The sequence below is a fragment of the Sphingomonas sp. GM_Shp_2 genome (assembly GCF_026540875.1).
GTDB lineage: Bacteria > Pseudomonadota > Alphaproteobacteria > Sphingomonadales > Sphingomonadaceae > Sphingomonas > Sphingomonas carotinifaciens.
The window spans coordinates 60,061-68,625 of the sequence record NZ_JALNUQ010000013.1 but is presented as its reverse complement, the minus strand read 5'-3'; the positions used below and the strand labels follow the sequence as shown (position 1 = coordinate 68,625).

At 68.0% G+C, this 8,565-nt stretch carries 8 protein-coding genes and 1 tRNA gene; 4 read left to right on the top strand and 5 right to left on the bottom strand.

The window, feature by feature from the left end; all coding sequences use genetic code 11:
- A partial coding sequence (locus OXR08_RS07175) for a transposase (RefSeq protein WP_267349007.1) occupies nt 1–553 on the top strand: 553 nt, incomplete at its 5' end.
- A gap of 180 nt (nt 554–733) precedes the next feature.
- Here the strand turns inward: OXR08_RS07175 and OXR08_RS07170 are convergent.
- From OXR08_RS07170 to OXR08_RS07155, 4 genes are all read right to left on the bottom strand, one after another.
- Nucleotides 734–808: transfer RNA gene (locus tag OXR08_RS07170), tRNA-Glu, on the bottom strand.
- 49 nt (nt 809–857) lie between these two features.
- Nucleotides 858–2,612: a single-stranded-DNA-specific exonuclease RecJ gene (recJ, locus tag OXR08_RS07165; RefSeq protein ID WP_267349005.1), complete on the bottom strand. Its 1,755-nt coding sequence runs from the start codon at nt 2,610–2,612 to the stop codon at nt 858–860.
- A 148-nt stretch (nt 2,613–2,760) separates the two neighbouring features.
- The gene (locus OXR08_RS07160) at nt 2,761–3,210 is read right to left on the bottom strand and encodes an NfeD family protein (protein ID WP_267349003.1); all 450 of its coding nucleotides are present in this window, start codon (nt 3,208–3,210) and stop codon (nt 2,761–2,763) included.
- On the bottom strand, nt 3,207–4,163 hold the full coding sequence (locus OXR08_RS07155; protein WP_267349001.1) for an SPFH domain-containing protein: 957 nt from the start codon (nt 4,161–4,163) through the stop codon (nt 3,207–3,209). The genes OXR08_RS07160 and OXR08_RS07155 overlap by 4 nt, the downstream gene beginning before the upstream one ends.
- A gap of 172 nt (nt 4,164–4,335) precedes the next feature.
- Here OXR08_RS07155 and guaB point away from each other — a divergent pair, with 172 nt between their 5' ends.
- The 3 genes from guaB to OXR08_RS07140 are packed head-to-tail and all read left to right on the top strand — an operon-like array spanning nt 4,336 to nt 7,529.
- Nucleotides 4,336–5,793 carry an IMP dehydrogenase gene (gene guaB, locus OXR08_RS07150; protein WP_112383593.1) on the top strand — a complete coding sequence of 486 codons (1,458 nt, stop codon included), beginning with the start codon at nt 4,336–4,338 and terminating at the stop codon, nt 5,791–5,793.
- A gap of 15 nt (nt 5,794–5,808) precedes the next feature.
- The gene (locus tag OXR08_RS07145) at nt 5,809–6,996 is read left to right on the top strand and encodes an RsmB/NOP family class I SAM-dependent RNA methyltransferase (RefSeq protein WP_267348999.1); all 1,188 of its coding nucleotides are present in this window, start codon (nt 5,809–5,811) and stop codon (nt 6,994–6,996) included.
- 32 nt (nt 6,997–7,028) lie between these two features.
- Nucleotides 7,029–7,529 (top strand): tetratricopeptide repeat protein, encoded by a 501-nt coding sequence (locus OXR08_RS07140; RefSeq protein WP_174236672.1) that lies wholly within the window; start codon nt 7,029–7,031, stop codon nt 7,527–7,529.
- 211 nt (nt 7,530–7,740) lie between these two features.
- Here OXR08_RS07140 and rsmA read toward each other — a convergent pair whose 3' ends face one another.
- Nucleotides 7,741–8,565, bottom strand: a complete 825-nt coding sequence (gene rsmA / locus OXR08_RS07135) for a 16S rRNA (adenine(1518)-N(6)/adenine(1519)-N(6))-dimethyltransferase RsmA (protein ID WP_267348997.1) — start codon at nt 8,563–8,565, stop codon at nt 7,741–7,743.

Sequence of the window (8,565 nt, the reverse complement as noted above, 5' to 3'; positions counted from 1 at the left end):
GGTCTTCGACCTTCACGAGCGGTCGCCCACGCCGCTGACCACCGACATCCTCGAGCGGATCGGCGCGCTCTATGCCGTCGAAGCCGAGGTCCGCGGCCAACCACCCGACGTGCGGTGCCGAAGCCGCCATGAGAACAGCCGGCCGCTGGTCGACGCCTTGCGCGAAGTGCTCGACGCAACTCTGCGCCGTCTGTCACCGAAGTCCGACATGGCCCGGGCCATCGCCTATGGCACCAAACGCTGGCCGGCGCTGTCGCGCTTCCTGGGCGATGGTCGCCTCGAGATCGACAACAACATCGCGGAACGTGCATTGCGCGGTGTCGCGGTCGGACGCCGCAACTGGCTGTTCGCCGGCTCGCGCGCAGGCGGTGAGCGCGCCGCTGCAATCTACACCGTCATTCAGACGTGCAAGGCCAACGGCGTCGACCCGCACGCCTACATCGCTGATGTCATCGCCAAGGTAGCCGGTGACTGGCCAGCCAGCCGCTGGGACGAACTCATGCCCTGGAAATGGATGCAGCCGGCAGATCAGCCGATTGCGCAAGCTGCATAATCTGCGGCCTCCACACCACGCTTACGATGCGGCGGCAGTTCCTTGTAGAGATAGTAGATGCCGGTCTGGGGATGTTTCCAGGGTGTGATCATCTGAACCATGCGCTTCTATACCCGTTCGCTATACCTGCGGACGGTGAAGCTGGCGTAAATCCTGGATTTCCGCGCCTCGATGCGAGGATGGTGACCCCTACGGGAATCGAACCCGTGCTTCAGCCGTGAAAGGGCCGCGTCCTAACCGCTAGACGAAGGGGCCGTCAGGCGTGGAGGTGCGCCTAGAGGACTTGTCGGACTCCGTCAAGCGGTCAATCGACCCATGCCGCATCATCTACATGCAATTCTGCAACATTGCGGCCGGACCAGTCATCGAGCTTGGGGCGCCCGGCCAACCACAAGGTGCGCGAAGGGCCGGCGCTGAGAAGCGCCTGGCCGAGCGCGGAGGCGGCGGAGCGCCAGGCCATCGCCTTCAAACGCGCGCCGTCGGGACCTGCCACGATAGCGCGGACATGATCGGTTCCGACCAGGTCGGCGCGGATGACGCGGAATGGGCCGGCCGCCACGCGGGGAGCAGGCCAGCCGACGCCGTAGGGGCCGCCAGCCTCCATCGCCTCGACAAGGGCAGCATTGACCCCGGCGGGAGACAAAACCGCATCCAGAAGCAGGGAGCGGCCCTCACTGGCCCGGTCCACCGCCTCGCCCAGGCGTTCCTCGAGAAATACTGCCAGATCGTCCAGCCGGTCCTCCGCGACCGTCAGGCCGGCCGCCATGGCATGACCGCCACCCGCGGTGAGGATGCCGTGTTCCTTGGCGGCCAGGATCGCAGCGCCGAGGTCGACGCCGGTGATCGAGCGGCCGGATCCCTTGCCGATGCCGTTCTCGTCCAGCGCAATGACGACGGCAGGTCGGCCAAGCTTTTCCTTGAGGCGGCCGGCAACGATGCCGATCACGCCGGGATGCCAGCCGTGTCCGGCCACTACGGCCACGCGGCTGCCGGTTGCGGCAAGCGTCTCGGCGGTCGCCTGAACACCAGCCTCGATCTGGCGGCGCTCATCGTTCAGGCGATCAAGTTCGGTTGCGATCGCCTGAGCCTCGGCGGGATCGCGTGTGGTGAGCAGGCGCACACCGAGATCCGCCCGGCCGACCCGGCCTCCGGCGTTGATACGCGGCCCGAGTGCAAAGCCGAGATCGGCGCAGGTCGGCGCACGGGTAAGCCGCGACGCGTCGATCAATGCGGCAACGCCAGGATTGCGGCGCTGGGCCATGACCTTGAGCCCTTGTGCCACAAAGGCCCGGTTCAGGCCGCGGAGTTGCGCCACATCCGCCACGGTGCCGAGCGCGACGAGATCGAGATGGTCGATCAGGCGTGGCTCGGCACGGTCCCCGAAATGTCCGCGCATGCGCAGCGTTCGGATCAGCGCCGCGGCGAGCAGGAAGCACACCCCCACCGCTGCCAGATGGCCATGGGCTGCGCCCTCGCCCTCATCGAGGCGGTTCGGATTGACAAGGGCATGGGCATGCGGAAGCACGGCAGCGCATTTGTGGTGATCGACCACCACGATGTCGATCCCGGCGTCGCGTGCCACGGCCAGGGCATCGAAAGCCTGCGCGCCGCAATCGACCGTGACGATCAGCGATGCGCCTTCGTCCTTCAGCCGAAGAAGCGCAGGTCCGGACGGACCATAGCCTTCCAACAGTCGATCGGGAATGTAGGGGCGGGCCTCCAGCCCGAGATCGCGCAGCACGAGCAGCAGCAGGGCGGCAGAGGTCGCGCCATCGACGTCGTAATCACCAAAGATCGCGATCGGCTCGCCCGCCTGTACGGCATCGGCCAGCCGCTCCGCGGCCCGGTCCATGTCGCGGAACATCGAGGGATCGGGCATGAAGCCGCGAATGGACGGCGATCGGTGGTCGTCCAGCGCTTCGGGTGGGCATCCCCGCGCGAGCAGCAATTGCGTGACGAGATCGTCCGGGGCCATGCCGTCGCGACCGTCCGCCGCGGTGGCGCGCCACTGCCAGGGCTGGCCGAGGATCGAGGATGCGATGTTCAGAACGTGGGTCATGGCCGGCGGGCTGGCCCTGACCGGACGACGGGCATTTGGCAGGATGGGAACGTCACGCGATCGCTTTGCCATAAGCCGCGCCGACGCGACAGGGGTTTCGCGCCATCGATCCCCCCGCAGACGGTCGTCGGTCGAACACCGCGAGCGTTCAGTCCGACAGCGGCTCCAGCAACACGGTCGTGCCTTCCACATGGGCGATCCTCAGCCGGGCGCCGGCTTCCGCATCGGGGCCGCGCGCCGGCCATTCGCCGTCGCCGATACGGGCGCGACCCTCGCCGCCGCGGATCGGGGTGGTGATGGTCGCGATCTGGCCGATCATCCGCGCCGCGCGATCGTTGAGGCGCGGGTCGGTCGATTCGACCGGATAGTCCCGGTACCAGCGTCGCCCGATCAGAACGGCGACACCGCTCCATAGACCAAAGGCACCCAGTTGGGCCGCGACGGGCAGGTCGGGGAGTGCCCAGGCGAGTGCTGCCGTTATGCCGGCCGCGATGGCCAGGAAGATGAGGAAGACGCCGGGGACGAACAACTCGGCGATGGCGAGAACAAGCCCCGCCGCCGCCCAGATGCCCGGGGCCCCGATGTCGCCCCCGATCATGTGCGCGGCACCGTGACGTTGCCGGTCCGGTTCGCCTTTTCAGGCGTGGAGGCCAGCGCTTCCTTGGCGAGTTCGCCGATGCCGCCGAGCGTGCCGATCAGCTGTGTCGCCTCGACGGGGAACAGGATCGTCTTGGCGTTGGGACTGGTGGCGAACTTGCCGACCGCCTCGACATATTTCTGTGCGACGAAATAGTTGATCGCCTGCGTGCCGCCGGCGGCGATCGCCTCCGACACGACAAGCGTCGCCTTGGCCTCCGCCTCCGCGGCGCGCTCGCGGGCTTCGGAGTCGCGATAGGCGGATTCGCGGCGGCCCTCGGCCTCCAGGATGCGGGCCTGCTTCTGCCCCTCGGCGCGCAGGATCTCGGACGCACGCGAGCCTTCGGCCTCCAGGATGTTGGCGCGCTTTTCCCGCTCCGCCTTCATCTGGCGGGCCATGGCGTCGACGATATCGCGGGGCGGGCGGATGTCCTTGATCTCCACGCGCGTGATCTTGACGCCCCAGGGGGTGGTCGCATGATCGACGACGTTGAGCAGTCGCGCGTTGATCTCGTCGCGCTTCGACAAGGTTTCGTCCAGATCCATCGCGCCCATCACGGTGCGAAGATTGGTAGTCACGAGGTTCAGCAGCGCAACATAGAGGTCGGAGACTTCATACGCCGCCTTGGGCGCATCGAGAACCTGGAAGAAGACGACCCCGTCGGTCGAGATCATCGCATTGTCCTTGGTGATGATCTCCTGCCCCGGGATGTCGATCACCTGCTCCATCATGTTCACCTTGCGGCCGACCCGGTAGAAGAAGGCAGGATAGAAGTTGAAACCGGGCGCCGCGGTGGTGGTGTAACGGCCGAAATGTTCGATCGTATATTGATAACCCTGCCGGACGATCTTGATCGACGACATCAGGTAGAAGAGCACCAATAGCAGCGCCAGTGCGGCGATCGTCAGTCCCATCTCGGTTGCTCTCCCTGTTGGCCGTGGCGGTACGGTATAGCACGCAGCCGAAGGGCGCGCGAGCGACCCGCGACAGGCTTGCGGCGAGCCATGTCATTCCACCCTAGCGGCCGCGCGCCTCTTTGGTTACATGGCCCGCCACTTGTTCCCCTCGCAGGAAATGGCAGCCCCCATGGACATCCGCCTCGGCCTCACCTTCGACGACGTGCTTCTCGTACCGCAGGAGTCCGACGTCCTGCCGAGCGGCGCCGACACGCGGACGCAACTGACCCGCGAGATCGCACTGAACATCCCCGTCCTGTCCGCCGCGATGGACACGGTCACCGAGGCCGACATGGCGATCGTGATGGCGCAGCTCGGCGGGATCGGTGTGCTGCACCGGAACCTGACCGTCGAGGAACAGGTGGCGGCAGTGCGGCAGGTGAAGCGCTTCGAAAGCGGCATGGTGGTCAACCCGATCACGATCGCCCCGGATGCGACGCTGGCCGACGCGCAGGCGCTGATGGCGCGGCACCGGATCAGCGGCATCCCCGTGGTGGAATATGACGGCCGGCTGGTCGGCATCCTGACCAACCGCGACGTGCGCTTTGCCGGCAATCCGCAGCAGCCGGTGTCCGAATTGATGACGAAGGATAATCTGGCGACCGTATCGGTCGGCGTCGGTCAGGAGGAAGCCCGCCGTCTGCTCCACCAGCGCCGGATCGAGAAGCTGTTGGTGGTGGACGACGCCTATCGCTGCGTCGGCCTGATCACGGTCAAGGACATCGAAAAGGCGGTGACCTACCCCGACGCCACCAAGGACGCCGCCGGGCGGCTGCGCGTCGCGGCTGCGACCACGGTCGGCGAAAAGGGCTATGCCCGCACGCGTGCGCTGGTCGAGGCCGAATGCGACTGCGTCATCATCGATACGGCGCATGGGCATAACCGGGATGTGGCGCGGGCGGTCGAGCAGGTGAAGAAGCTGTCGAACACCGTGCAGGTGATCGCGGGGAACGTGGCGACGGCAGAGGCGACGCGGGCGTTGATCGATGCGGGGGCGGATGCGGTGAAGGTCGGGATCGGGCCGGGTTCGATCTGCACCACGCGCGTGGTGGCCGGCGTCGGGGTGCCGCAGCTGACCGCGGTGATGGGTTGCGCCGAGGAAGGGCACAAGTCGGGCGTGCCGGTGATCGCCGATGGCGGCCTGCGCACCTCGGGCGATCTTGCGAAGGCGCTGGCGGCCGGCGCGTCGACCTGCATGGTCGGGTCGCTGCTGGCAGGCACCGAGGAGGCGCCCGGCGAGACGTTCCTGTATCAGGGGCGGGCGTACAAGTCGTATCGCGGCATGGGGTCGGTCGGCGCGATGGGGCGTGGTTCGGCGGATCGCTATTTCCAGGGCGATATCAAGGACCAGATGAAGCTGGTGCCCGAAGGCATCGAGGGGCAGGTGGCGTTCAAGGGGCCGGCCCGGGACGTGATCCACCAGCTTGTCGGCGGGATCAAGGCGGCGATGGGTTATACCGGTTCGGCGACGATCAAGGACCTGCGCGAGCGGGCGCGCTTCGTGCAGATCACGGGGGCCGGGCTGAAGGAAAGCCATGTCCACGACGTGACGATCACCCGCGAGGCACCGAACTATCCCACGCGCTGATTCGGAGACGAAAACATGACCCCGGCCGCACGAACACAGGCGGCGATCGAGCTGCTGGATGCGATCATCGGCGCGGCACAATCCGGCGGTGCGGCGGCGGACACGCTGATCGCGCGCTATTTCGCCGAGCGGCGCTATGCCGGATCGAAAGACCGGCGCGCGGTGCGCGAGCGGGTCTATGCGGCAATCCGTGCCGCCGGCGACGTGCCGGCGTCGGGGCGCGCGGCGATGGTGGCGCTGGCGGATGCCGATGCGGAACTAGCCGCGACCTTCGACGGGTCGCGCCACGGCCCGGCGCCGATCGCGGCAGATGAAACACGCGCAGCAGGCGGCGTGGCGCCGGCCTGGCTGGAGGCCGCGCTGCTGGCATCGGGACTGGAGCGGCAGGCGTTGCCGGCGCTGGTCGAGCGGGCACCCCTCGATGTGCGGGTCAACCGGCTGAAGGCGACGCGCGACGACGTGCTGCCCGCCTTTCCCGATGCGGCACCGACGCCCTTTGCCGAACACGGCCTGCGCCTGCCGACAGGAAGCGCGGTGGAGGCGAGCACGCCGTTCGCCGAAGGCGCGATCGAGGTGCAGGACGAGGGCAGCCAATTGGTCGGCTCGGAGCTGCAAGCGGTGCCCGGCGAACGCATCGTCGATCTGTGCGCGGGCGCGGGCGGCAAGACGCTGGCGCTGGCGGCGGCGATGAACAATGCGGGCGCGTTGCTGGCGTGCGATGTCGATCGGGCGCGGTTGCAGCGCCTGCCGCAACGCGCGGCGCGGGCGGGGGTGACGATCGCGGAAACGCGACTGATGAACCCGGCCCGCGAAACCGAGGCGCTGGCGGACTGGCTCGGGCTGGCGGACGGCGTGCTGGTCGATGCGCCCTGTTCGGGGACGGGCACCTGGCGGCGCAATCCAGAGGCGAGGTGGCGGCTTACCGCCGAGCGGCTGGCACGGTTGCAGGCGACGCAGGCGCATGTGCTGGACGTGGCGGCGGCGCTGGTGCGGCCGGGTGGACGGATCGTCTACATCGTCTGCTCGCTTCTGGACGAAGAAGGCACGGACCAGGTCGCGGCGTTTCTGGCGCGCCACGATGGCTGGAGCGCGGAGGAACCGTCGCTGCCCGCCGGTCGGCGGCACGGCCAGGGCTGGCGGCTGGACCCGGCGGCGGATGGCACCGACGGCTTTTTTGTCGCGCGGTTGCGGGCTCCATGCTAGCGTCCCGCTCCGTGCCCCAGTTGGAGACGATCATGCGCTTCTCGTCCTTCACCCTCGCAGCGGCGCTCGCGGTGGTGTCGGTATCGACCTCGCTCAGCGGGCAGCGGCCCGATGACCAGATCGATGCGCGCTCGTTGCAATTGCTGGCGGAAGGACGCGCGTTGCGCGCCGCCGGCAATCTCGATGGGGCGACCGACGTGCTGGAAACCGCGGTGACGGTCGATCCGCGCAACCGGGCGGCCTTTGTCCTGTTGGGTGAACTGGCGACGCAGCGCGACCTGCCAGGCAAGGCGATCCGGCTGTACCGCGAGGCACTGTTGCTGGAGCCGAACGACCGGTCCGCACTGGAAGGGCAGGGCGAAGCGCTGGTGAAGAAGGGCGCGGTAACGCGGGCCAAGGAAAATCTGGCAAAGCTGCGGACGCTCTGCAAGGGCGAGTGCAGCGAAGTGACGACGCTGGCCGCGGCGATCGCCAAGGGACCGCCGGTGACGACCGCGGCGGTGGAGAGCAAGGCGGCGGTCGCCAAGCCCTGACCTTCGGGGCGTTTGCCCGTATCGGCTGATTACGGCCGAGCAGGCTTGCTAGGGCCGGAACGGGTGCTTGTATGCGGCACTATTTCGTGCGGCAACGCGTCTCTCGATATGCCGTCTCGATACGCGGCTTTGCCGCTACTCGACGGTTACTCGAGACGAACGGGAGTGGCTCGACGAGCGGGCGGGTGGGCTGAGCAAGCCCCGCCCTGCCTCAGCCCAGCGCACGGGCCAGTGCGACGAACTCCGCAACCGACACGGTTTCCGCCCGACGGGTGGGATCGATGCCGGTCGCCTCCATCGCGGCGTCTGCACCCGCGACGGCTTTCAGGCTCTGGCGCAGCATCTTGCGGCGTTGGCCGAAGGCGGCGGCGGTCAGGCGTTCGAGGGTGCGGAAACGGCTGCCCTCCGGCGCCTCTTGCGGGACGAGGTGAACGACCGCGGACATGACCTTCGGCGGCGGCGTGAAGGCGGAGCGATGGACCGGCATCGCGATCTTCGCGCTGCATCGCCACTGCGCCAGGACGGCCAGCCGCCCATAAGCCGATGTGTCCGGCATGGCGACGATGCGCTCCGCGACCTCTTTCTGGAACATCAGCGTGCAGGATTGCCACCAAGGCAACCACGCCGACGACAGCCAGCCGACGAGCAGCGCCGTGCCGACATTATAGGGGAGGTTGGAGACGATGTGCGGCTTGGTCGTGAACAGCGCGGAGGTATCGACCTGCAGCGCGTCGCCCTCAATCACCTTCAGCCGATCGGGAAATGCATCGGCCAGTTCGGCGAGCGCCGGGATGCAGCGGCGGTCGCGCTCGATCGCGGTGACGCGGGCGCCGGCCTGAAGCAGCGCGCGGGTAAGGCCGCCGGGGCCGGGGCCGATTTCCAGCACTTGCGCCTCTGTCAGGTCGCCGGGAATGGCCGCGATGCGGGCGAGCAACTGGCCGTCGAACAGGAAATTCTGGCCAAGCGCCTTTGACGCGGCGAGCCCGTGGCGTGCGATCACGTCGCGCAAGGGGGGCAGGGGATGCAGCGGTGTCAT